Annotated in this window: 20 protein-coding genes; 12 read left to right on the top strand and 8 right to left on the bottom strand. The window is 74.5% G+C overall.

Features of this window, described 5'->3' with window-relative positions; translation table 11 throughout:
- Positions 1-103: 103 nt before the first annotated feature.
- A complete protein-coding gene (locus RZ50_RS17910; protein WP_196951830.1) occupies positions 104-595 on the top strand; it encodes an NUDIX domain-containing protein in 492 nt (163 codons plus the stop codon).
- Positions 596-668: 73 nt separating this feature from the next.
- Here the strand turns inward: RZ50_RS17910 and RZ50_RS17905 are convergent, their stop codons facing one another.
- The 4 genes from RZ50_RS17905 to RZ50_RS17890 all read right to left on the bottom strand — a co-directional run bounded on the left by RZ50_RS17905 (position 669) and on the right by RZ50_RS17890 (position 4061).
- Complete coding sequence (locus tag RZ50_RS17905) at positions 669-1427, bottom strand: Clp protease N-terminal domain-containing protein (protein ID WP_196951829.1); 759 nt, start codon at positions 1425-1427, stop codon at positions 669-671.
- Positions 1428-1560: 133 nt separating this feature from the next.
- A complete protein-coding gene (locus RZ50_RS17900; protein ID WP_196951828.1) occupies positions 1561-2301 on the bottom strand; it encodes a tyrosine-protein phosphatase in 741 nt (246 codons plus the stop codon).
- Positions 2302-2430: 129 nt separating this feature from the next.
- Entirely contained in the window at positions 2431-3207 is a 777-nt protein-coding gene (locus tag RZ50_RS17895; protein WP_308271717.1) for a VC0807 family protein, read from the bottom strand.
- A gap of 170 nt (positions 3208-3377) precedes the next feature.
- Positions 3378-4061 (bottom strand): hypothetical protein, encoded by a 684-nt coding sequence (locus RZ50_RS17890; protein ID WP_196951827.1) that lies wholly within the window; start codon positions 4059-4061, stop codon positions 3378-3380.
- 313 nt (positions 4062-4374) lie between these two features.
- Here RZ50_RS17890 and RZ50_RS17885 point away from each other — a divergent pair, with 313 nt between their 5' ends.
- The 4 genes from RZ50_RS17885 to RZ50_RS17870 all read left to right on the top strand — a co-directional run bounded on the left by RZ50_RS17885 (position 4375) and on the right by RZ50_RS17870 (position 8853).
- Positions 4375-5259, top strand: a complete 885-nt coding sequence (locus RZ50_RS17885) for an RNA polymerase sigma factor (RefSeq protein ID WP_374199939.1) — start codon at positions 4375-4377, stop codon at positions 5257-5259.
- Positions 5256-6380 carry a hypothetical protein gene (locus tag RZ50_RS17880; RefSeq protein ID WP_196951825.1) on the top strand — a complete coding sequence of 375 codons (1125 nt, stop codon included), beginning with the start codon at positions 5256-5258 and terminating at the stop codon, positions 6378-6380. Before RZ50_RS17885 ends, RZ50_RS17880 begins: the two co-directional genes overlap by 4 nt.
- A gap of 467 nt (positions 6381-6847) precedes the next feature.
- Positions 6848-8458: a protein kinase gene (locus RZ50_RS17875; protein ID WP_217680604.1), complete on the top strand. Its 1611-nt coding sequence runs from the start codon at positions 6848-6850 to the stop codon at positions 8456-8458.
- 20 nt (positions 8459-8478) lie between these two features.
- Complete coding sequence (locus tag RZ50_RS17870) at positions 8479-8853, top strand: VOC family protein (protein WP_196948114.1); 375 nt, start codon at positions 8479-8481, stop codon at positions 8851-8853.
- A 133-nt stretch (positions 8854-8986) separates the two neighbouring features.
- Here the strand turns inward: RZ50_RS17870 and tatA are convergent, their stop codons facing one another.
- Both tatA and RZ50_RS17860 read right to left on the bottom strand, forming a co-directional pair.
- On the bottom strand, positions 8987-9265 hold the full coding sequence (gene tatA / locus RZ50_RS17865) for a Sec-independent protein translocase subunit TatA (protein ID WP_196948115.1): 279 nt from the start codon (positions 9263-9265) through the stop codon (positions 8987-8989).
- A 358-nt stretch (positions 9266-9623) separates the two neighbouring features.
- The gene (locus tag RZ50_RS17860; protein WP_196948116.1) at positions 9624-11189 is read right to left on the bottom strand and encodes an MFS transporter; all 1566 of its coding nucleotides are present in this window, start codon (positions 11187-11189) and stop codon (positions 9624-9626) included.
- Between the two features lie 97 nt (positions 11190-11286).
- On the opposite strand from RZ50_RS17860, the gene RZ50_RS17855 reads away from it, so the two are divergent.
- Positions 11287-11877 carry a TetR/AcrR family transcriptional regulator gene (locus RZ50_RS17855; protein ID WP_196948117.1) on the top strand — a complete coding sequence of 197 codons (591 nt, stop codon included), beginning with the start codon at positions 11287-11289 and terminating at the stop codon, positions 11875-11877.
- 40 nt (positions 11878-11917) lie between these two features.
- Here the strand turns inward: RZ50_RS17855 and RZ50_RS17850 are convergent, their stop codons facing one another.
- Positions 11918-12235: a cupin gene (locus tag RZ50_RS17850; protein ID WP_196948118.1), complete on the bottom strand. Its 318-nt coding sequence runs from the start codon at positions 12233-12235 to the stop codon at positions 11918-11920.
- A gap of 123 nt (positions 12236-12358) precedes the next feature.
- Here RZ50_RS17850 and RZ50_RS17845 point away from each other — a divergent pair, with 123 nt between their 5' ends.
- Positions 12359-12625 (top strand): hypothetical protein, encoded by a 267-nt coding sequence (locus RZ50_RS17845; protein ID WP_196948119.1) that lies wholly within the window; start codon positions 12359-12361, stop codon positions 12623-12625.
- 41 nt (positions 12626-12666) lie between these two features.
- On the opposite strand, the gene RZ50_RS17840 is transcribed toward RZ50_RS17845, so the two are convergent.
- The gene (locus tag RZ50_RS17840) at positions 12667-13824 is read right to left on the bottom strand and encodes an acyl-CoA dehydrogenase family protein (protein WP_196948120.1); all 1158 of its coding nucleotides are present in this window, start codon (positions 13822-13824) and stop codon (positions 12667-12669) included.
- Positions 13825-14080: 256 nt separating this feature from the next.
- Between RZ50_RS17840 and RZ50_RS17835 the strand changes: the two genes are divergently transcribed.
- The 5 genes from RZ50_RS17835 to RZ50_RS17815 all read left to right on the top strand — a co-directional run bounded on the left by RZ50_RS17835 (position 14081) and on the right by RZ50_RS17815 (position 22344).
- Positions 14081-15244 (top strand): TetR/AcrR family transcriptional regulator, encoded by a 1164-nt coding sequence (locus tag RZ50_RS17835; protein ID WP_196948121.1) that lies wholly within the window; start codon positions 14081-14083, stop codon positions 15242-15244.
- A 53-nt stretch (positions 15245-15297) separates the two neighbouring features.
- A complete protein-coding gene (locus RZ50_RS17830) occupies positions 15298-17202 on the top strand; it encodes an ATP-binding protein (RefSeq protein ID WP_196948122.1) in 1905 nt (634 codons plus the stop codon).
- 61 nt (positions 17203-17263) lie between these two features.
- A complete protein-coding gene (locus tag RZ50_RS17825) occupies positions 17264-19621 on the top strand; it encodes a hypothetical protein (RefSeq protein ID WP_196948123.1) in 2358 nt (785 codons plus the stop codon).
- A gap of 122 nt (positions 19622-19743) precedes the next feature.
- On the top strand, positions 19744-20397 hold the full coding sequence (locus RZ50_RS17820; RefSeq protein ID WP_196948124.1) for a DedA family protein: 654 nt from the start codon (positions 19744-19746) through the stop codon (positions 20395-20397).
- 186 nt (positions 20398-20583) lie between these two features.
- Positions 20584-22344 carry a threonine/serine exporter family protein gene (locus tag RZ50_RS17815; protein ID WP_308271714.1) on the top strand — a complete coding sequence of 587 codons (1761 nt, stop codon included), beginning with the start codon at positions 20584-20586 and terminating at the stop codon, positions 22342-22344.
- Positions 22345-22382 lie beyond the last annotated feature (38 nt).

Below are 22382 nucleotides of genomic sequence, written 5' to 3'. Positions count from 1 at the left end.
CTTCCCGCTCGCACCGGTCCGGCCCGGAATCCGGTGTCGGACGGGTGCCGGACCGGTGGCAGAGTGGGGGCGAGCGCACCCACCCCGACCCAGGAGGAGCACCGTGACGGTTGAGCCCTTGAGATCCCGCGAGGAATGGCTGGCGTCCCTGCCCCGGATCTACGCGGCGGCCGGCTGCCTGCTGCGGGACGAGTCCGGCCGGATCCTGATCGTCAAGGCCGGCTACCGCGAGTACTGGCAGTTCCCGGGCGGGACGATCGACCGCGGCGAGGGCCCGGTCCGTTGCTCCGAGCGGGAGTTGGAGGAGGAGACCGGCCTGGTCAAGGAGGCCGGCGCCCTGCTGGCCATCTCCTGGACCCACCCCTCGGACGAACTCGACCACCCCGCCCAGCACTTGATGTTCGACTTCGGCACCGTCCCGGACGGCACCCCCGTGACCGTCCCGGCCGGCGAGCTGGACACCTACCGCTGGGCCGCCGTGCCGGAGGCGCTGGAGCTGCTCGGCCCGGCCCGTTCGGTCCGGCTGCGGGCGGCCCTGGAGGCCGCCGTCGACGGCCGGGTCCGGATCGTCACCACGGAGATGTCCGGCTTCTAGCGCGACAGTGGGAAACACCGTGCCCCGGCCGGAGTTCACCGCCCGGGGCACGGCCCTCCGGCCCCGCAGGGCCTCACTGCTGCTGCTCGGACTCCTCGTTCCGGGCGGCGATGATGGCGGCGATGGCCTCCGAGATGAAGGTCTCCGCCTCCGACTTGTCCACGTTCAGTCCGGCGAGCACGCCCTCGCCGTTCTCCAGCTCCAGCAGCGCGAGCAGGATGTGCTCGGTGCCGACGTAGTTGTGCCCGAGCTTGAGCGCCTCGCGGAAGGTCAGCTCGACCACCTTCTTGCCCTGCGCGTCGTACGGGATCAGCGCGGGCAGCACCTGCTCGACGGCGGCCGGCAGGGCGGCGCTGGTCGCCGTCCGGACGGCCTCCGGGGTGACGCCCTGGGCGGCGAGCGCCTTGAGGCCGATGCCCTCGGGCTCGGCGAGCAGGCCGAGCAGGATGTGCTCGGCGGTGATCTCGGGGTTGCCCGCGTTCCGGGCCTCCTCCTGCGAGGCCACGATCACCTTGCGGGCCCGGGGCGTGAACCGGGCGAAGCCCTGGCTGGGGTCGAGGTCGAGGGCGCCCGGGTCCTTGGGGACGAAGCGCTTCTGGGCGGCCTGCTTGCTGACGCCCATGCTGCGGCCGATGTCGGTCCAGGAGGCGCCGGAGCGGCGGGCCTGGTCGACGAAGTGGCCGATCAGGTGGTCGGCGAGGTCGCCGAGGTGGTCGGCGGCGATGACCGCGTCGGAGAGCTGGTCGAGCGCGTCGGTGTGGACCTTCTTGATCGCGGCGATCAGGTCGTCGAGGCGCAGCGGAGTGGTGTTGGGAACAACGGGATTCTCCATGCGTCAACCGTAGGTTGTCGATCCTGGGATCGTCAACCATCGGTTGACGCTACCTGCGGGTAGTGTTCCGCCGCCCGTCGGGCGGTTCTGGGAGGAGTCCGTCAGGCGGTCTTTCGGGGCCCGTCGACCGGCCCTACGCGTCGGGCAGCAGGCGGCTCCGGACGGCGGCGATCCGCTCGGGCGAGACCCCCGCGGCGAGCAGGTAGGTGGCCGGGTCGAGCGTGTCGAGCGTGTCCGCCAGGGCGGCCTCGGCGGTGGTCCCGGCCTCGGCCAGCGCCGCGTCGATCCGGCGGTACGGGTCCGGCAGGCCGAGCATCCCGTACAGCGGGCGGATGTTGGGGCCGCTGAGCAGGTAGTCCTCGATGATCGCGGCCCGGTCGACGCCGGCCAGGGCGAGCAGCAGCAGGGCGGCCAGGCCGGTGCGGTCGCGCCCGGCGCCGCAGTGCACCACCACGCCACCGGGACGGGCGTCGGCGATCGCGGTGACCAGCGCGGCGGCGGCGTGCGGGCAGTGGTCCAGGTAGGGGCGGAGGGCCAGCGGAGTGCCGTCCAGTCGGCCGTGGGCCTCCCACCAGGCGGGGCCGGCCAGTTCGTCCAGGGGGACGCGGACCAGGTCGACGTCCTCGGGGAGCGGGAGGAGCGGCTTGTACTCCTCGATGTTGCGCAGGTCGACGACGGTGCGCACGCCGTGGTCGAGGAGGGTGTCCCAGCCCTCGGCGGTGAGGCGGTCCAGGTTGTCCGCCCGGACTATCGCCCCGCTGGCGGTCGGCCGCCCGGAGTCGGTGGGCAGCCCGCCCAGGTCACGGACGTTCAGGCAGCCGTCCCAGGCGAGGGTGCGGTCCTCGATGGTGCTCGGCGCGTACGTCCCGTTCATGGGGCTCCCCGTTTCCTCGTTCGGGGGCCCGTTACCCCCTCGTTATGCAACGACGCCCGAGAGATCCGGATGGTTCCTGATTTGTGCGTATCGTCGGAACCCGCAGTTCAGGGGATTACCGAGGGGTGTTCAGGCGGCGGTCGGGGCCTCGGCCTCGGCACGGACCAGCCGCTCCATCGGCTCGACCGCGATCTGACCGAGCATCGAGCCGCCCACGATCGCGCCGACCAGGAACACGGTGGACAGCCAGGCCATGGTCGACACCGGCAGGGTGAAGGCGCCGACCACCCGGGCCGCGCACTCGGCCAGCAGCGCCGCGCCCCAGATGGCGGCGAACACCCGCTCATGGCGGCGGAAGGCCCGCGAGCCGGCCGCCCGGCCCTCGACCAGCCGCTGCCAGGCGGCGGACCGGTCCCGGCGGCCCTTGGTGACGAAGGGCATCAGCATCGGGGTCATCACCGGCCGGCCGACCAGCGCCGAGACCAGGATCGCCAGCGCCACGGTGCCGCTCAGCCCTCCGTCCTTGGCGATCATCAGCCGGGCGTCGCCGGTGACGAAGGTCAGCGCCAGGCCCGCCAGGTTCACCGTCAGCATCAGCGCGGCCCACAGGTTGAGCCTGCGCTCGCGCAGCAGGCCGAGGACGGTCCGGCCGGCCGGGAAGGCGCTGCTCCAGGCCAGCGCGGCGAACTCGCTCAGGCCGCAGGCCGAGTGCAGCAGGTAGTAGCCGACCAGCGGCGCGGCCACGTCGAGGGCGAGCGGGCGGAGTCCGGAGACCAGCGGGTTCGGCGCCTTGGCGTGCGAGGCGGCCCCGGCGTGCGAGGCGCCCCCGGCGGACCGCACGGCCCCGGTGCGAACGGTGACGGTGCGAACGGTGACGGTGGCGGCGCTGACGGTCTGGCTGCTCACGGTGGGTCCTCCCCCGACTGGTGGCCGCGGGCCGCTGCCCGCGTCGTGCCGCCAGTCTTTCCGTCCGGCCCTGCGTCAGGGCAGTGCCGTCCGTTGCCCGTTCCGTGTGACAGCTGTCATGGTGCGGCCCGTGACACCCCGTCCGACCTGCGGGAACAGCGAGACGCGGCCTACGGGAAGACCCACAGCTCGCGGCCCAGCGTGTCCCGGCAGCGGACGGTCCGGAAGCGCTCGTCCCCGGCGGACAGGAACCCCCGCGCGGCCCCCGCCAGGACGGTCCGGGCGACGCCGTCGCCCCTCGTCCAGGCACCGGTCAGCACCAGCGCCTTGTCGGCCAGTTCGGCGCGCTGCACCCGGGCCACCGAGGCGGTCAGCAGCGCGGTGTTGACCTCCTCCAGCTCGGCGGGGGAGAGGTACGTCTCGCCGGTGGGGGTCCGGTCCGCCTCGGCCCGGCGGCGCAGTTCCGGCAGGCCGTAGTGGCGGACGGCGGCGACGGCGTCGTCCAGGGCGAGCTGCCAGCGCGGCCCGGGCAGCACCTCCCACCAGACGTCCTCGCCGATCGGCAGCACCTCGCCGATCCGGGCCCGCCAGACCTCGAAGCCGTACCGGGTGCGCGGGTCGGGCCGGTGGTCGGGCCGCCGCACGGCGGCCCAGTCGGCGCGGCGGACCAGGCTGAGCCGGAAGGTGAAGGGCACCCGGTCGGCGGCCGGGCGCTCGACCAGGCCGAGCAGCACCCAGTGGGTGTCGTCGGGCAGGCTGAAGGTCCGGCGCCACCCGACGAGGCCCAGGGCGCGCAGGGCGGGCGCGAGGTGCTCGCGCAGGCCCTTCGCGTGGAGCTCGTGGGCAGTCGTCATCGCGGCCGTTCCTGGTGGTCGGTGGTTCCTCCGGGCCGTTCGGTTCGGTGGCTCCGGTCGGCTCCGGGCGGGTGGGGTGCCCGGCCCCCGGCCCCGGTGTGTGCACGGGTGCGGCGGGCCTGGCGGGTCGGTGGATCCGGCGGCCGCTGCCGTGCGGCCGCGTGCCGGATCGATTCGCCTACGGACAAGGTAGGCGGGGGAGGAGCCCCGGGGCTGCGGGCGAAGGGCAGCCGTCGGCGGGACCTTGGCCCCGCCCGCTCCGGCCCTTCGACCGGAGCCGTCCCGTTCGTTCGGATGGCGCATCATGTGGCGGGTGCAGAGTGCAGAACGCCCCGGAGCGGGCACCGGCAGTTCCCACGGCCGCTCCGGACCGGTACCGCCCGACGGCCCTCCACCGGGCCGGCCCCCCGCTCCCGGCGACCTGACCGAGGCGGTCCGCGCCGCACAGGGCGGGGACGAGGAGGCGTTCCGGCTGCTGTTCCGGACCGTCCAGCCGGGCCTGCTGCGCTACCTGCGGGTGCTGGTCGGCGGACGGCCCGAGGACATGCAGGACGCCGAGGACATCGCCTCCGAGACCTGGTTGCAGATCGCCCGCGACCTGCGCGGCTTCTCCGGCGACGGGGACGGTTTCCGCGGCTGGGCCGCCACCATCGCCCGCCACCGCGCCCTGGACCACCTGCGCGCCCGGCGCCGCCGTCCGGTCGCCGACCTGCCGTACGAGTACCTCGTCGAGCTGGCGGCCGGGGACGACACCGCGGGTGCCGCGCTGACCACCGTGGGCACCGCGGACGCGCTGGCGCTGATCTCCCGGCTGCCGCGCGACCAGGCCGAGGCGGTGCTGCTGCGGGTGGTCATGGAACTGGACGCCGAGAGCGCCGCCCGGGTGCTCGGCAAACGGGCCGGCAGCGTCCGGATGGCCGCCCACCGGGGGCTGCGGCGGCTGGCCAAGCTGCTGGATCAGCCCTTCGCGTCGGGCAGCGGGATCCCCGCGGCCCGACGGGTCGAACAGGGGGCCGACCGGCCGGCGGGGGAGGCCGTCGGGGAGGCCGTCGGGGAGGCCGTCGGACGACCCGACGGGAAACCGGACGGGAGACCGGACGGAAAACCCGGCGGAAAGCCCGGTGGAAAACCCGCGAAAAAAAGTTCTCCGCAAGGTGTGACAGAACGCCGGGCCGCGACGCTGAAGGACATGAGATGAGCACCAACCGATCCCGTCGGATCGACCGTGATGCCGCCGAGCACCTGCTCGGCGGTGCCGTGGGCGGCCCGTCGGACGGACAGGACGCCTCGCTCACCGGACCGGATGGTCCCGGGCGGATCGCCCGGGTACTGGCCGCGGCCGCCGCCCCGGCGACGACCGGGGAACTGGCCGGGGAGGAGGCCGCCCTGGCCGCGTTCCGGGAGGCGAGTCTCACGCCCGACCCCGTAGTGACCCCCGTCCGGAGACGATCGATGGCAACCGCCGCGCTGGCCAGGGCCTTCAGCACGAAGGCCGCTGCCGCCGTGCTCGGCGCCACCGCGCTGTGCGGGGTCGCGGTCGCGGCGGGCACCGGCAACCTGCCGGTCTCGCTGGGCGGCGGCCCGTCCGAGCCGGAGCGCACGGTGGCCGTCCCGGGCGGCTCCGGCGGCGCCTCGGCGGGCACCGCCACCTCCGCCACCGGGCTCGCGTCCGGTGCCTCCACGCCCGGCGGGTCCGCCCGCCCGTCCGGCGGCACCGGGGCCGATCCGCGCGCGGCCGTCCCGTCCAGCCCCGCCGGACCGGGCACCCCGTCGGCCGACGGGCACGGCGCCCGGTCCGTACCGCCGGCCGCGCTGGTCCCGCTCTGCCAGGGCTTCGCGGACCGTACGGGCAAGGGCGAGCGCCCTCGCCAGCTGGCCGCCGACCCGCTCTTCGCCCCGCTGATCGAGGCGGCCGGTGGTGCGGACGGCGTGACGGACTACTGCCAGGGCGCGAGCGGCCGCCAGGACGGTGACCACCAGGGCGCCACCGGGCAGCCGAGCACCCCCGGCCGGAACGGCACCGGGGCGGGCAACGGCTCCGGCTCCGAATCCGGGTCCGGCGCGGGCCCGAACGCCGGGAACGGCAAGGGCGGCGGCGACACCGGCAGGAACGGCACCGGCGGAAACGGCAACGGCAACTCCAACGGCAACACCAACGGCAATGCCAACGGCAACACCAACGGTGAGGACACCGGCGGCGGTGCCAAGCCGGGCAGGAGCGGCGTGACCGCCCCGACCCCACCCGCCGCACCCAGCCCGCCGGACATCCGTCCGAGCAAAACCGCCCCCTCCGAGGACGAGCAGTCGGCCCGGAGATGACCCCCAGAACTCCGGGTGGGCGCCGAGCGACTCCCCCCGGGCTCGCCGCCCACCCGGATCGCACCACCCGTACCACCCGAAGGAACCGCAGGACGGCAACAACCGCAGTAACCGCAAGACCCGTAGGACGCACAACCACCCGAACCCCGGGCGGACGGTCGGCTCCCCTGTGCCCACCGTCCACCCGGCCGGCCCCGGCCGGACCGGCAGGCGCTCACCCCGGATGCGCCCCGGCCCGGCCGGCCCGGAACGTGCGGCCCGCCCGCCCGCAGTCAGGGCGGGCCGCACCCCGAGCCGGCGGTCGGGGGACCGCTGCCCGGTCCCCCGGCCGCCACCCCGGCCGCCCCGGCCCGGCGTCCTCCTGACCAGCGGCCGCCCCCGGCGGTCCGCCCGCACAGGGCCGCTATCGTGCACAGGTGCACGACGCGGCCCGGAACCCCGGGCGCCGCACGTGAGGGGAGCAGCAGGTGATCGGACGGGCGCTGAACGGGCGTTACGAACTCGTCGAGATACTCGGCGTCGGCGGCATGGCCACCGTCTGGCGCGGCATCGACCACGTGCTGGGCCGCCAGGTGGCCGTCAAGGTCCTCAACGGGGGCCTCGCCGACGACCCCCGCTTCGCCGAGCGCTTCAGCCGCGAGGCGCAGCACGCCGCCATGCTGGTGCACCCGAGGATCGTCATGGTCTTCGACTCCGGCGTGGACCAGGGCACCCCGTTCATCGTCATGGAGCTGGTCCAGGGCCGTTCCCTCGCCGCCGTGCTGGCCCAGCAGCCGCAGCTGCCGGTGGAGCGCGCCGTCGGCATCGCGGCGGCGGTGTGCGAGGCGCTGGCCGTCGCGCACGCGGCCGAACTGGTGCACCGGGACATCAAGCCCGGGAACATCATGATCACCGACGACGGCGGGGTGAAGGTCGTCGACTTCGGCATCGCCCGGGCCGGCTCCTCCAGCAACCTGACCCAGACCGCGAGCGTGCTCGGCACGGCCGCCTACCTCTCGCCCGAGCAGGCCACCGCCTCCGCCCTGGACGGCCGCACCGACCTGTACGCCGTCGGCTGCGTGCTGACCGAAATGCTCACCGGTGAGACCCCGTTCACCGCCGAGACCCCGGTGGCGATCGCCTTCAAGCACGTCAGCGAGCAGCCGCAGCCCCCGTCCCTGCGGCGCCCCGGCCTGCCGCCCGCGCTGGACGCGGCGGTGCTGCGCCTGCTCGCCAAGCACCCGGCCGCCCGCCCGGCCGACGCCGCCACGGCGCGCGCCGAACTCCTGTCCACCGTCCCGGGGCTGGCCGTCGGCGATCCGACCGCCGAGCTGCTGGCGACCACCGCGGCCGCCACCCAGCTGCTGCCGCCGGTCGCCCCCGCGCACCCGGTCGCGCCCGCGTACCCGGCGGCCCCCGCGTACCCGAACCAGCAGCACACCACCCTGCTGCCGCCCCAGCCCCCGGCCGCCACCTCGGTGATGGCGTCGATCCCGGCGATGCCGACCACCCCGGCCCCCGCCCCGGTGCCGCACGGGCCGCGACGCGGCTCCCGCCGCAAGCCCCTGGTGCTCGGCGCCCTGGGCGTGGCCGGGCTGGCCGGGGTCGCGGCCCTGGCCGTCACCGCCTTCGACGAGCCGGCGGGCAACGCCGCCGCCACCAAGCCGTCCGCGGCCGCCACCGCCCCGGACACCCGGGCCGCGAGCCCGACCGCGACCGCGACCCCCGCCCCGACCCCCGGCTCGGCCGCCCCGACCACCCCGGCGGCGACCCCGACCCCGCCCCCCACCCAGGCCGTCCCGCGCAACCAGCCCGCGGACCTCCAGATCCAGGCCTTCCGTCAGGCGGTCGCCCAGACGCAGATCGCCAAGGAGCGCGACCGCCAGCTGGAGCTGCTGCGGATCCTCGACGACACCTCCGCCCGGCTCAACGAGGGCAACCCCGACGACGCCGCCCAGGAGCTCAAGGGCGCCCAGAAGGTGATCAAGGACCTGGGCAAGAAGCACGCCATCGACGGCCCCACCTACGCCAACTGGAACGCCCGGCTGTCCGCCCTGTACGCGACCCTGCACACCGCCGGGAACTTCCAGGACGACTGACACCGCACCAGAATGGCCTCATGCTGACGATCGGTTCCATCGTTCTCGGTGTCTCCGACCTGCCGCGCGCGGTCGCCTTCTGGACGGGGGCGCTCGGCTACGTCCCGCGCGGCGGCCCGGTCGAGGAGGGCTGGACTGTCCTGGTGCCCGCCGACGGCGCCGGCGGCGTCCAACTCGCCCTCGGCCTCAGCGAGTCACCCGTCCAGCGGCACCCGCGCGTGCACCTCGACCTCTACGCGGGGGACGCCGCCGACCAGGCCGCCGAGGTCGAGCGGTTGCTCGCCCTGGGCGCCGAGCACGTCGACTGGGACCGCTACCCGGAGGACCCGGACTTCGTCGTCCTCGCCGATCCCGACGGCAATCGGTTCTGCGTCATCGACACCAGCCGTTCCTGACACCCGCCGTTCCCGGCGCCGGCCCGTCCACAGGCTGTGGACGGGCCGGGTTCCGAGCGTCAGGTTCCCGCCCCTGAACGGCATTGAGCCCCCGGTGGGATCCACCGGGGGCTCAACGGGAGCTCGATACGACTCAGGCGGCCGTCTCCGGGCGCTTCGCCTCGGTCGCCTTGGTCACGTTGGTCGGCGTGACGGCCGGGCGGTCGGCGGCCTGCTGCGGAGCGGCGGTGCTCTGCGCGGTGCCGTCCGCAGGGGTGTCGTCCTCACGCATCGCCTTGGTCTCCGCCTTCAGGATGCGCATCGACTTGCCGAGGCCACGGGCCATCTCCGGCAGCTTCTTCGACCCGAACAGCAGGATGACGACCGCCAGCACAACGAAGATGTGCCAGGGCTCAAGACCGTTCCGCAGCATCCCTGGCCACCGGTCCCTTCTTGTCTAGAGTCACGGGGGGCGCTAGCGCCCATGCTCGCCAGTATGCCTGGACCTCACGGCGAACGGATACACCGGCCGGGAAACGCTGGCCAAAAACCAGGTGCTGTTCGGACGGATCGCGAGTGCCCGAGGGCCCCGTCGTGCCCTGGCTCACACCCGTGCCGCCCCTGCGCGAACCGTACGCGATCGGTGGACGAACGGAACCATCCGCTTCGACGCCGTCCGCCACTCGGTGCACTCCGCGCCGGAGGCCTCCGGGCCGCGGACGGCGGAGAGCCCCCGCCCGGTGTCGGGCGGGGGCTCTCGATGACTCGCGTGGACCGGCGGCCGGGTGGGGTCAGGCGGCGACGGGCTCGGGATCGGGCTCCGGGGCCGGGGTGGCGGCGGGGAGGTGGCCGAGCAGGCGGTGGGCGAGGAGGGCGGCGCCCAGGGCGAAGACGGCGCCGACGACGGCGGCCAGGTGCAGGCCGTCGGTGAAGGCGGTGCGGGCGGTCTCCAGCAGGTCCGTGCCGAGCTTCCCGGGCAGGTGGGCCGCGACGGAGACCGCGCCGCCGAGGGTGTCCTGGGCCGTGCGGGCGGCCTCGCCCCCGACACCGGTCGGGAGGGCGCCGTCCAGCCGGTGGCGGTAGACCGCGGCGCCCACCGCGCCCAGCAGGGCGATGCCGAGCGAGCTGCCGAGTTCGACGGCGGTCTCGGAGGTGGCGGAGGCGGCGCCGGTCTGCTCGACCGGTGCGGCGGAGACGACCATTTCGGCGGTCATCGTCATGGTCCCGACCGTCCCGGCGGCCAGCACGCCCGCCGCGGTGAGGACGAGCGCCAGCGGCGAGTGCGCGCCGACCCGGGTCATCAGCGCGAAGCCCGCCGCGCCGACCAGGAATCCACCGCCCATCAGGACCGCCGGGCGGACCCTGCCGGCCAGCGCCGAGCCGATCCCGACCGCCGCGCCGACGCCGACGCTCGGCACCAGCGACCAGAGCGAGGCGGTGAGCGGGCTCATGCCCTTGACCAGTTGCAGGTACTGCGAGGTGAACAGGGTGAAGCCCATCATCGCGAACATCGCGAGGGTGTTGACGCTGATCGCCCCGCTGAAGGTGCGGATCCGGAACAGGCTCAGGTCGATCAGCGGGTTCGCGGCGGTGCGCTGGCGCCACACGAACGCGGCGGCCAGCAGCAGCCCGGTCGGGACGGCGAGTGCGGGCAGCGGGCTCCAGCCGTCCACGGCGAGGGTCTTGACCCCGTAGACCAGCGGCAGGACCGCGGCCATCGAGAGCGCGGCGCCGGGCACGTCGAAGCGGCCGGCGGGGCCGGTGCGGGCGGTGGCGCGGTACTCGGGCAGCAGGGCGGGCGCGGTCAGCAGCACCAGGGCCATCACGGGGACGGCGAGCAGGAAGGCCGAGCCCCACCAGAAGTGGTCGAGCAGCAGCCCGCCCGCGACCGGGCCGAGGGTGGCTCCGGCGGTGAGGACGCCGCCCCAGGCGCCGAGCGCGACCTGCCGCTGCCGGGGGTCGTGGAACATGGTGCGGATCAGCGCGAGGGTCGAGGGCATCACGGTGGCCCCGGCGGCGCCGAGCAGGGCGCGGGCGGCGATCAGCTGCCCGGCGCTGTCGGCCCAGGCGGCGAGCAGCGAGGCGCCGATGAATCCGGTGGCGCCGATCATCAGCAGCCGGCGGCGGCCGATCCGGTCGCCCAGCGAGCCCATGGTGATGAGCAGCCCGGCCAGCAGGAACGAGTACATGTCCATGATCCACAGCTGCTGGGTGCCGCTGGGCGCCAGCGTGGTGGAGATGTACGGGACGGCGAAGAACAGCACACCCATGTCCATGGTCAGGACGAGGGTCGGGAGCAGGAGGACGGCCAGGCCGATCCATTCGCGACGGCCTGCGCGGCCGGGGGTTGCGGTCATGGGGAAGACGGTACGGACGTGTCAGACGCTTGTCTAGTACGTATGTCTAAATCGATCGTCCAAGACATCCGTGCAGTCCTTCCGTAGGATTCGGGCCATGGGAAACCGCGAAGACCTGATGGCCGGCGCCAAGCGCTGCCTGTACGAGAAGGGCTACGGGCGCACCACGGCCCGTGACATCGCGACCGCCTCGGGCGTCAGCCTGGCCGCGATCGGCTACCACTTCGGCTCGAAGGACGCGCTGCTCAACGCCGCGATGATCGAGGCGATCGGCGAGATGGGCGAGGCCCTGGGCGCGGTGGTGTTCGGCGCGAACCAGGTGTCCCAGGATCCGGAGGTGCGGTTCGCGGCCGTCTGGAACGGCCTGCGGGACGTCTTCGTCGAGCACCGCGGGCTCTGGGCGGCCCAGTTCGAGGCGCTGGCCCAGGCCGGACACGCTCCCGAGCTGGCTCAGGCCTTCGCGGAGGCGCAGAAGGAGGGCCGGCTCGGTCTCGCCGCGGTGTTCCAGGGGCTGCCCGAGGTGCCGGACACCGAGGAGGAGGTCGTCCGCGGGGCCTTCTACCAGACCCTGCTGGCCGGGTACGTCGCCCAGTGGCTGGCCGCGCCGGAACTGGCGCCCAGCGGGCAGGACTTCCTGCGCGGCCTGCGGCTCGTCAGCGAGAGCGTACTGGGGCCCGCCACGCGGTGACGGCGGCTAAGCGGTGACGGCGGCTAAGCGGTGACGCCGCCTAAGCGGTGACGGCGGTCAGCAGCACCACCGAGTCGACGTGCGCCAGCAGCCCGTGCAGCTCCTGCGGGACGGGCTCCAGCCGACCGGCCGGCAGTTCCAGCCTGCGCCCGGCGATGGTCAGCGAGACCCGCCCGCGCAGCACCTGGACGCTGCCGGCGGTGGGTGGGGCGTGCTCGTCCAGCGCGGTGCCGGCGGTCAGCGCGATCACGGTCTGCCGCAGCACCCCGTCGTGCAGCACCAGGTGGGCGCTGCGCCCGTGCGGGCTCTCGGCCGCCAGGGCGGCGTGCTCCACGGCGAGCTGTTCGAGATCGGGCATCGCGCCGCCTCCTCCTCACCCCGTGTGCCCAGGGTCGCGGACGGGGTGGCGCCTCGCACCCCGAAGGCCCCGGAGCGGGTCACCCGAGGTGCAGGCCCCGCCGACTGGCCGCATCGTGGAGGCATGGCGACCAACCAGAGGATCTTCAACGGCTTCCAGGTCAACCGTCCGCTGCTGACCGGCGGAGTGGTGCTCACCGGAATCGGCTCACTACTCGGTGCGGCCGGGGCCGCGATGGTGTGCGCGGCGCTGCTCACCGCGGGCCGCGGCTGGGTGCGCAGCCTGGAGACCCCGCCGGCCGAGCTCGCCCAGCGGGCCCTGTCCGGGGCGAAGGCGGCCCGTTCGGCAGGCTGGGAGGCCTGGCGGGCCGAGCACGGCTCGCCCAACTGAGCGAGCCGGCTCCGCCCTCCGTGACGCCGGCAGTGTGACGCCTACAGTCCGAGCGACTTGGCGATGATGCTGCGCATGACCTCGCTGGTGCCGCCGTAGATCCGGAACACCCGGTTGTCGGTGTAGAGCCGGGCGATCGGGTACTCCAGGATGTAGCCGTAACCGCCGTGCAGCTGGAGGCACTTGTCGATCACGGTGGAGGCCGACTCGGTGCAGAACAGCTTCACGGCGGCCGCGTCCGCGACGCTCAACCCGCCGTTCTGGTACAGCTCCAGCGCGCGGTCCACCATCGACTGCTGGGCCACCACCTGGGCCTCGCAGTCCGCCAGGGTGAACTTGGTGTTCTGGAACTCGGCGACCGCCTTGCCGAACACCTTGCGGTCCTTGACGTACTGCACCGCGAACCGCACCGCCGCCGCGGAGGCCGCGTACGCGCCGACGGCGATCGCCAGCCGTTCCTGCACCAGGTTGTGGGTCAGGTAGGAGAACGCCCTGCCCTCCTCGCCGAGCAGGTCCTCCACCGGCACCTTGACGTCGCTGAACGCCAGCTCGGCGGTGTCCGAGGTGCGCAGGCCGATCTTCTGGAGCTTGCGCCCGACGGAGTAGCCCGGCGAGGTGGTGTCCACGCACAGGATGGACAGGCCGGCCCGGCGGTTCTCCGGGTCGTACGGCGCGGTGCGGCAGACCACCAGGACCAGGTCGGCCAGCACGCCGCCGGTGATGAAGGTCTTGGCGCCGTTCAGGACGTAGTGGGTGCCGTCCTCGGAGAGCCGCGCGGTGGTGGTGATGCCCGCGAGGTCGGAGCCGGCGCCCGGCTCGGTCATCGCGATCGCGGTCATGATGTCGCCCGAGACGAAGCCGGGCAGCCAGCGCCGCTTCTGTTCCTCGGTCGCGTACTCCAGCAGGTAGGGCAGCACCAGCCCGGTGTGCACCCCGGAGGAGCCGAAGCTCACGCCCGCCCGGGCGGTCTCCTCGGCGACCACCGCCTGGTACTTGAAGCCGCTCTCGCCCGCGCCGCCGTACTCCTCGGGCACCTCGATGCCGAAGATGCCGAGCGCGCCGAGCTGGCGGTAGAAGTCGCGGGGCGGGTGGCCTTCGGCCTCCCAGCTCTCGTAGACCGGGACGACCTCGTTGGCGATGAAGTCCCGGATGGTCTCCCGGAAGGCCTCGTGGTCCTCGTTGAAGACGGTGCGGCGCACGGCGGCGCTCCCTTCGACGGCGCCGGCCGGCGTACCGGCCGAGGCGGAACGTGCCAGGTGGTGGCCTCACAAGTTAATCCCGGGTAGCTTCGGCTGTCCAGGGTTCGAAGGCCCGCGAGATCCGGTCTGCGGAGGCCTCAAGTGAATCCTTGCTAGCCTTCGGGCGGCGTTCGGTACGGCGTTCTGTACGGCATCGGGGACGCCGTTCGGGCGGCGTTCGGTACGTCGTTCGGTACGGATCCGGGGGAGGCCCGCCATGGTGGTTCGACGGCCGCCCGGTCGGCGCGCCCAGATCCTCGCGGTGGCCGCCGACCGGTTCCACCGCAGCGGCTACCACCAGGTCTCGATGACCGAGGTCGCCGCCGGGGTCGGCATCACCGCGCCCGCCCTCTACCGGCACTTCCGCGGAAAGCCCGAACTCCTCGACCGCGCCGTCCGCCTGGGCCTGGAGGAGCTCGCCGAAGGCCTGCGCGCGGCCCGCACCACCGCCGAACTCGCCGCCGTACTGGCCGAGGTGGCGGTCGGCCACCGCCCGCTCGGCACCCTGGTGCAGCGCGACGCCCGGCTGCTGCCGCCGCCCCGACGGGCGGCGCTGCGCCGCGAACTCCGTACCGACGTCGCCCTGATGGCCGCCGTGCTGCGCGCCGATCGGCCCGAACTGTCCTCCGGGGACGCCGAGTTGCTCTGCTGGTCGGCGCTCTCGGCCTGCGCCGGACTGTCCTACCAGTCGGCCGTGCCGCAGCCCCGCCGGGCCGAGGCGCTGCTGCGCGAACTGGTGGCGTCCGTCCTCGCGGTGTCGCTGGACGGCACGGCCGTCGCCCCCGTGGCGCCGACGGTGCCGCGGCCCGGGCCGAGGGCGAGGCGGGAGGAACTGCTCGCGGCGGCCGTCCGGCTGTTCCACCAGCGCGGCTTCGACAACGTCAGCACCGACCAACTCGGCGCCGCCGTCGGCATCTCCGGCCCCAGCGTGTACCGGCACTTCGACAGCAAGGCGCAGCTGCTCGCGGCCTCGCTGGTGCGCAGCCGTGAGCGGCTCTGGCACGAGGTGGACGGCGCGATCCGGTCCGCCGCCGGGCCCGGGGCGGCGCTGGAGGCCGGGCTCGGCGCGTACGTCGGCTTCGCGCTGCGCAACGGCGACTACCTGGGCGCGATGCTCAGCGAGACCGAGCGGCTGGCCCCGCCGGACCGCCGGGCCGCGGTGGACTTCCGGCGGGACTTCCTGCGCACCTGGGTCGACCTGCTGCGGCAGGTGCGCCCGGAGTTCGACGCGGCGGGTGCCCGGATCCGGGTGCACGCGCTGTTCGCGCTGGTCAACGACGGGGTGCGGAACCGTCCGTGCAGCGCGAGGCCCGACCTCGGCGACTGCCTGCTGCGTCTCGGCCGGGCGGTGCTCGGCACCTGCGGAGGGGAGACCGGGTAGGGGAGAAGGAAAGAAATGGTGGCCAGATTGTCGCACTGGCACACTGAGGACCCATGTCTGAAGGTGCCCCGATCGAGCCCACCCCCGCCGAGGAACTGCGGACGACCGAGGTCGATCTCGGCGGCCTGGTGAACGTCCTCGCCACCCACCTCTACTCCACCCCGCTGGTCGCCCTGCGCGAACTCGTCCAGAACGCGCACGACTCGCACACCCGCCGGTTCCTGGAGGACCCGGACGGCGACCACCGCCCGCTGATCCGGGTGCGCGCCGACGCCGGGCGGCGCACCGTCGCCATCGAGGACACCGGGGCCGGCCTCACCGAGCCCGAGATCCACGCCTACCTCGCCACCGTCGGCACCGGCTACACCCGGATGCTGCGCGAACTGACCGGGAACCAGGAGCTGATCGGCGCCTTCGGCCTGGGCTTCCTCTCCGCCTTCTCGGTCGCCGACGAGGTCACCGTCACCACCACCTCGCACCGCGAGCCGGCGCTCGGCCACCGCTACCGCAGCCGCGGCGGCGAGCAGTACCAGGTCGAGCCGGTGCCCGCCCGGCCGCGGCCCGGCACCGTGGTCGAGCTGACCCTCAAGGCCGAGCACGCCCACCTCGCCGACGAGCAGGCGCTGCGCGAAGTCCTCGGCCGCTACTGCGTGCTGCTGCCGATACCGGTCCACGTCGGGGACGACGAGCAGCCCGTCAACTCCGTCCCGGTGCCCTGGCGCCACGAGGTCGAGGGCGACCCCCACGACGCCCGGATGCGCTTCGCCACCGCCTTCGGCCGCCGCTTCGAGCCGCTCACCGCCTTCCCGGTCGACCCGGTCGAGGGCGTCACCGACGCGGTCGGCCTGCTCTGGGTCCAGGACGGCGGCACCTACGGCAGCAGCGACAACCGCGACCTCGCCGTCTACCTGCGCGGCATGCTGCTCGCCGAGGACGCCCGCGACCTGCTGCCCAGCTGGGCCGGGTTCATCGGCGGGGTGATCGAGTCCAGCCGGCTCACCCCCACCGCCAGCCGCGAGGACCTCCAGCGCGACGAGCACTACCAGGCGCTGCGGAAGGTCCTCGCCGACGCCGTCGTGGACGGCCTGTACGAGACGGCGCGGCTGCGGCCCGCCGCCTGGCGCCGCATCCTCACCCGGCACGGCCAGGACCTGCTCGGTGCCGCGCTCTGCGACGAGCGGCTGTTCACCCTGCTCGCCGACGACGTCCCGGTGCCCACCTCCCAGGGCGACCTCACCGCGGGCGGGCTGCGCGCGGCCGGCGGCGGAGCGGTGCACGTCGCGCTCGGCAGCGGCGGCGGCTTCGAGGAGATGCTGTACCGGGCGATGCGGGTGCCGATCGCCCGCGGCGACCGCTACGCCGTCCTGCCGTTCCTGCGCCGCTACGCCCAGCTGCGCGGCTGCCGGCTGGTCGAGCTGGGCAGCGAGCAGGGCAACCGGGAACTGTTCCGCGACCCCGAGCGCCCGCTGCCGCCCGAGGAGTCGGCCTGGCTGGCCGGCGCCCTCGCCGACCGGGGCGAGCAGCTCGTCCCGGCCCGCTTCGACCCGCCCGGCCTGCCGCTGGTCCTGGTGCCGGACCGCGAGGCCGAGCTGAAGGCCCGGATCGAGGACGACCAGGCCGACGCCCGGATCCCGTCCGCCGCACTGCGCCTGGCCCGGGCGTTCACCGCCCGCACCGACGGCACCGTCCGGGCCCGGCTCTACCTCAACCTGGCCAGCCCGGCCGTCCAGGACCTGCTCGCCGCCTACCGCGCCGGGCACACCGGCAGCGCCACCGCGGCCGGGCTGCTCCGCTCGATCAAGGTGATCATGGCCGCGGCCTCGACCGGCCCCGCCGAGGGCGACCTCGGCGCCGCGCTGGCCGGCATCGGCACCGCGGTCTCCGCCCTGACCGCCGCCGTCCCGGTCGGCCTGCCGGACGTCCCGGACAGCCCCGGGGCACTGCCCGGACCGGCGTGACGGACGGATTGTCAGTGGGCCGCGGTAGACAACTCATCAGCACGACGCAGGGGGACAGGACATGACGACGGACATCTGGGCCTGGGTGCGCGACACCCATCGGCAACTGGCCGAGGCCGGCCACTGGCGGCTGGCCGACGCCATGTACGAGCTGCCCGACCACGCCACCGAGGGGCGCAACGCGCAGCTCGACGCGATGTACCCGGAGGCGGTCGCCTCCGCGCGGGCGCTCGGCCTGCCCTGGGTCGAGGTCTACCTGCGGCACTGGCGGATGCAGAACCTGCTGAACAAGCGCCAGCAGGGCGAGGCGGTGATGTCCGAGGTGGTCGACCTGCTGGACTTCGCCCACCGGGAGGAGACCCTCGACTGCCCGCAGTCCGTCTGCGTGGTGCAGGACTTCGCGATCTGCCACGCCCGGGTCGACGGCCCCGGGTACGTGGCCGAGCGGCTGGAGGTGGTCGGCGAGACGCTGGACCGGATCGAGCCCGGCCGCGCCTGCTACGACTGCCTCTCCCGCGAGTACTCCGACGCCCTGGAGGACGACGGCCGGGCCGCCGAGGCGCTCGCCCACCTGGACACCGCCGCCGCCCGGATGCAGGCGGCCGGCCAGCGGGTCTCGCTCCGCTTCCACCAGGCGCGGGCCGGAACGCTGCACCTGCTGGGCCGGCACGAGGAGGTGCTGGCCCTGATGGACACCGCCGAGCGGGCCGCCCAGCAGCAGGGCCAGGAGATCGACGAGCGCGACCAGCGCTGGGGCGCCCTGCTGCGGGCCCGCGCGCTCGCCTCGCTCGGGCGGGTCGCCGAGGCGCTCGCCCTGCTGCCGGAGCGGGACGAGGCCGAGCAGCACGCCGATCTGCGCGGGATGTGGACGGAGACGGTCGAGCTGCTGGTCGCGGCCGACGCCTGGGCGAACGACGCCGAGCTGGGCGCCGTGCTGGCCGGCTGGGTCGGCTACCTGGACGCCGCCGGTTCGCACCGCCCGTGCGTGGACCTGCTGCTGGCGGCGGGTCGGCTCGCGCTGGCCCGGGGCGCCCGCACCGTCGCGCTGGCACTCGCCGCGACCGGAGAGCGTAAGCTCACCCAATTGCGCCGCACCGACGGCGTCGCCGAGGAGGTCGCGGCCCTGCGCGCGGCCGCCGAGGCGCTGCCGGTGCCCGGGCTGCCGGTGCCGCCCGGCGAGCTGGCCGCGCACCTGGCCGAGGCTCAGGTGCCCTACGAGACCGGCGCCGACCTGCTCTCCGTCGCCCTGGACCGGTACCAGGGTGAGCAGGCCGGCGCCACCGAACTGGCCGTCCTGCTGGCCACCGTGCTCGGCGGGCTCGGCCACGCCCGGGCCGCCGCCGACCTGCTGTGGGGGCGACTGGACGCCGACCCGGGCAGCGAGGTGCTGACCGGCACGCTCGGCCAGGCCCTGATCGAGGCCGGGGACGCCGAGGGAGTGCGCCGCCTCGCCGACCGGCTGGCCGACACGAGCCCGGCCGACGCGCACTGGATACGCGCCCGCTGGGCCGCCGCCGAGGGCCGCTGGGCCGAGGTGCTGGAGCAGTGCGGGGCGATGCTGGCCCTGGACCCGGCGCTGATCAACACCCGCCGTCTGGCCGCCTCCGCCGCCACCGAGCTGGGCGACCACGCCACCGCGCAGCGCCTCTACCAGGAGCTGCTGGAGCACGCCCGGCCCGCGGAGGAGACCGCGCCGGAGGAGGGCCACCGGGCGGTCCAGGAGTCCGATCTCTGGCACCTGATCACCGCGGCCAGCGCCAACCGGGACTGGGCCGTGGTCCGTACCACCGGCGCCCGGCTGGGCATGGAGTTCGACCTGGCCGAGGGGCCGGTGGACGAGCAGTGGCAGCTGGTCGCCGTCCGGACGGCCCGCACCGACGGCTCGCCCGTCGACGTGGCGGCCGTGCGCACCGGCCCGGCCACCGCCCGGATCCTGCCGGTGCTGCGCGAGGACGTGCCGCTCAACCACGGCGACGTGGTGGTCTTCGCACCCGCCCTGCTGGAGCAGCCGCCCGCCGAGGACGCCCCCGAGGAGGAGCGGCGGAGCTGGCAGCCGGTGTTCGGACTGCTCACCCTGCTCGACCCGGCGGGCTACACCACCCACTGGATCGACGGCGCCTGGCCCGGCGACGAGGCCTGGGCCGAGCTGCGCGAGCGGCTCGGGGAGGCCGACTTCGCGCTCTGGGCGTACAGCGGGGAGCAGTACCGGATCACCGACCCGGCGCAGGAGGGCGGCACGCTGCCCGGCGTCTACGCCGCGGTCGGGGTGCCGCCGACCGCCTCCGCCGCCGAGGCCCACGCCCTGCTGCACCGGCTCACCGGGCACTGGCCGCACCCGATGGCCTGGCTCGCCCTGGCCAAGGCGGCGGGCGCGGACGTGGCCCGGCACGAGGAGGTCAGCGAGCGCTACGAGCTCTGAGCGCCGGGTCGGGGCGGGTCGCCACCGTGCTCGGGGCCGGGAACCTTTCCGGCCCGGGTCGAGTCTTTGTGAATGCTTTACCATTTCATTGCCAAGACTCGACCTCCAGGAGCGCCCGCCCCGTGACCAGCCTCGCCCTCGGCCCGTCCTGGCTCGATCCGACCAACCTGATCTCCACCTTCGGACTGATCGGCATCCTGGCCGTCGTCTTCGCCGAGTCCGGCCTCCTGATCGGCTTCTTCCTCCCCGGCGACTCGCTGCTCTTCACCACCGGCCTGCTGGTGGCCGGCGGCACCTACCTGCACCAGCCGCTCTGGCTGGTCTGCGCGCTGATCGTGCTCGCCGCGATCGCCGGGGACCAGGTCGGCTACCTGTTCGGGAGGAAGGTCGGCCCGAGCCTGTTCCGCCGCCCCGACTCCCGGGTCTTCAAGCAGGAGAACGTCGAGAAGGCCGCCGCCTTCTTCGACCGGCACGGGCCGAAGGCGATCGTGCTGGCCCGCTTCGTGCCGATCGTGCGGACCTTCACCCCGATCGTCGCCGGGGTGAGCAGGATGAACTACCGCAGCTTCGTGGTGTTCAACGTGCTCGGCGGCGTGCTGTGGGGCGGCGGCGTCACGGTGCTCGGCTACTTCCTCGGCCAGATCCCCTTCGTCCGGGACAACATCGAGGCCATCCTGGTCGGCATCGTGCTGGTCTCGGTGATCCCGGTGGCGTTCGAACTGCTGCGGGCCCGCCGCTCCGGCGCGGCGCGCGCCACCCGCCACCGCGCCGGGTAGGCACCCGGGGGCACGGCCACCGGACGTCGCGTACATGTGCGTCCGGCCGTTCGATCAGGCAAGGTTGTAACCCTAGATCGAACGGTGGCAGGCGGCCACCTGGGGCGGCAAGGAGCAGTGGAAGTGCCTAAGCGGGGCCGACCGGGAGCGGGCAAGCGGGCGAGGGGAGGCCGGGCGGTCCGTCGGGTGCGCCAGACACCGCCGTCGCCGAAGCCGGTGCACCCCGCCGAGGCGCCGCCCACCGAGGGCCTGCTCGGCCATCCCGCCCCGCCCGTCGAGCCCGTCACCGTCGTCCCGCTCGTCCCGCCCGTCCCGGAGACCAAGGGCCTCCTGGCCCCCGAGCCCGAGCCGCACCCCGAGCTGACGATCGACCTGAGGCCCCGGGACGCGCTCCCCGAGGAGGCCCGCCCGGCCCGCCGCCGCTCGGTCGCCGAGGACACCCTCACCCCCGAGGAGTGGCGCGCGGCCGGCTACACCCCGCCCACCGGCATCCCGGTCCCCGAGCTGACCGCCGGCGCCCCCGGCGAGGCGCCCTGGCCGGACCGGATGCGCACCCTGCTGCGCACTCCCATGTCCGAGCGCCCCGCCTTCGAGCGGACCGCCCGCGAGATGCACCCCTCCGCCGGCGCCGCCCGCAACGTCCCCCGCATCCTCGACCTGACGCTGCGCATCGGCGAGCTGCTGCTCGCCAGCGGCGAGGCCGCCGAGGACGTGGAGGCGGCGATGCTCGGCATCGCGCACGCCTACCGGCTGGACCGCTGCGAGCCGCAGGTGACCTTCACCCTGATCGGCATCTCCTACCAGCCCTCGCTGGTCGAGCCGCCGGTCACCGCCGACCGCGTGGTGCGCCGCCGCACCTCCGACTACACCCGGTTGAACTCGGTGTACGAGCTGGTCGCGGACATCACCGCGGAGAAGGTGACGGTCAACGACGCCTACCGCCGGCTCGCCCTGATCCGCCGCAACCGGCACCCGTACCCGGCCTGGCTGCTCGCCCTGACCACCGGTCTGCTGGCCGGCGCGGCGACCTTCCTGGTCGGCGGGCGCCTGGACGACAAGGCCTGGCTGGTCTTCGCGAGCGCCTTCATCGCGGCCGTGCTCGGCGACCGGCTGGCCTCCGCGCTGGCGCGGCGCGCGCTGCCGGAGTTCTACCAGTTCGTGGCCGCCTCGATGCCGGCCGCCGCCTCCGGGATCATCCTGTCCCTCAACGACTGGGGCCTGCGCGGCTCGGTGGTGATCACCGGTGGTCTGTTCGCGCTGCTGCCCGGGCGCGCCCTGGTCGCCGCCGTCCAGGACGGCCTGACCGGCTTCTACATCACCGCCGCGGCCCGGCTGCTGGAAGTGGTCTACCTGATCGCGGGCATCGTGATCGGCGTCATGGTGATCCTCTACCTGGGCGTCGGCTTCGAGGCGAAGCTCAAACCGGACGAGAGCCTGGCGGGCATCAGCTACCCGCCGGTCCAGATGGTCGCCGCGATGGTGCTGACCCTGGCCTTCGCGACGCTGTTGCAGACCGACCGCCGCACCCTCGCGCTGGTCACGGTCAACAGCGGCATCGGCTGGGCCAGCTACGGCGCGCTGGTGTACAACGCGGGCGTCAACCCGATAGCGGCGACCGGGGTGGCGGCCGGCCTGGTCGGCCTCTTCGGCCAGCTGATGGCGCGCTTCCGCAACGGCTCGGCGCTGCCGTACGTGACCGCCGCCATCGGCCCGCTGATGCCCGGTTCGGCGCTCTACCTCGGGATGCTCGCCTTCGCCCAGGGGCACTCCAGCGCCGGCCTGGTGTCGGTGTTCCGGGCGGCGGCGATCGCGATGGCGCTGGCGGTCGGGGTGAACCTCGGTGGCGAGATCGCCCGGCTGTTCCTGAAGCTGCCGGTCGGCGCCGAGCTCCCCTCCCTCTACCCGGCGATGCCGCGCCGGGCGGCCAAGCGCACCCGCGGGTTCTGACCGCGCGTCGGGGCCCGCGCCGGGCCCCGTACCGGGCT

The sequence above is a fragment of the Kitasatospora sp. SUK 42 genome (assembly GCF_015776785.2).
Classification (GTDB): Bacteria; Actinomycetota; Actinomycetes; order Streptomycetales; family Streptomycetaceae; genus Kitasatospora.
This window is presented reverse-complemented; position numbering and strand designations above follow the sequence as displayed.

What these genes read in the sequence shown, in the direction of transcription:
- RZ50_RS17905 (WP_196951829.1), bottom strand. Translation starts at nt 1,427, where the DNA reads ATGGAGAATCCCGTTGTTCCCAACACCACTCCGCTGCGCCTCGACGAC.
- RZ50_RS17900 (WP_196951828.1), bottom strand. Translation starts at nt 2,301, where the DNA reads ATGAACGGGACGTACGCGCCGAGCACCATCGAGGACCGCACCCTCGCC.
- RZ50_RS17890 (WP_196951827.1), bottom strand. Translation starts at nt 4,061, where the DNA reads ATGACGACTGCCCACGAGCTCCACGCGAAGGGCCTGCGCGAGCACCTC.
- RZ50_RS17880 (WP_196951825.1), top strand. Translation starts at nt 5,256, where the DNA reads ATGAGCACCAACCGATCCCGTCGGATCGACCGTGATGCCGCCGAGCAC.
- RZ50_RS17870 (WP_196948114.1), top strand. Translation starts at nt 8,479, where the DNA reads ATGCTGACGATCGGTTCCATCGTTCTCGGTGTCTCCGACCTGCCGCGC.
- tatA (WP_196948115.1), bottom strand. Translation starts at nt 9,265, where the DNA reads ATGCTGCGGAACGGTCTTGAGCCCTGGCACATCTTCGTTGTGCTGGCG.
- RZ50_RS17860 (WP_196948116.1), bottom strand. Translation starts at nt 11,189, where the DNA reads ATGACCGCAACCCCCGGCCGCGCAGGCCGTCGCGAATGGATCGGCCTG.
- RZ50_RS17855 (WP_196948117.1), top strand. Translation starts at nt 11,287, where the DNA reads ATGGGAAACCGCGAAGACCTGATGGCCGGCGCCAAGCGCTGCCTGTAC.
- RZ50_RS17850 (WP_196948118.1), bottom strand. Translation starts at nt 12,235, where the DNA reads ATGCCCGATCTCGAACAGCTCGCCGTGGAGCACGCCGCCCTGGCGGCC.
- RZ50_RS17845 (WP_196948119.1), top strand. Translation starts at nt 12,359, where the DNA reads ATGGCGACCAACCAGAGGATCTTCAACGGCTTCCAGGTCAACCGTCCG.
- RZ50_RS17835 (WP_196948121.1), top strand. Translation starts at nt 14,081, where the DNA reads ATGGTGGTTCGACGGCCGCCCGGTCGGCGCGCCCAGATCCTCGCGGTG.
- RZ50_RS17830 (WP_196948122.1), top strand. Translation starts at nt 15,298, where the DNA reads ATGTCTGAAGGTGCCCCGATCGAGCCCACCCCCGCCGAGGAACTGCGG.
- RZ50_RS17825 (WP_196948123.1), top strand. Translation starts at nt 17,264, where the DNA reads ATGACGACGGACATCTGGGCCTGGGTGCGCGACACCCATCGGCAACTG.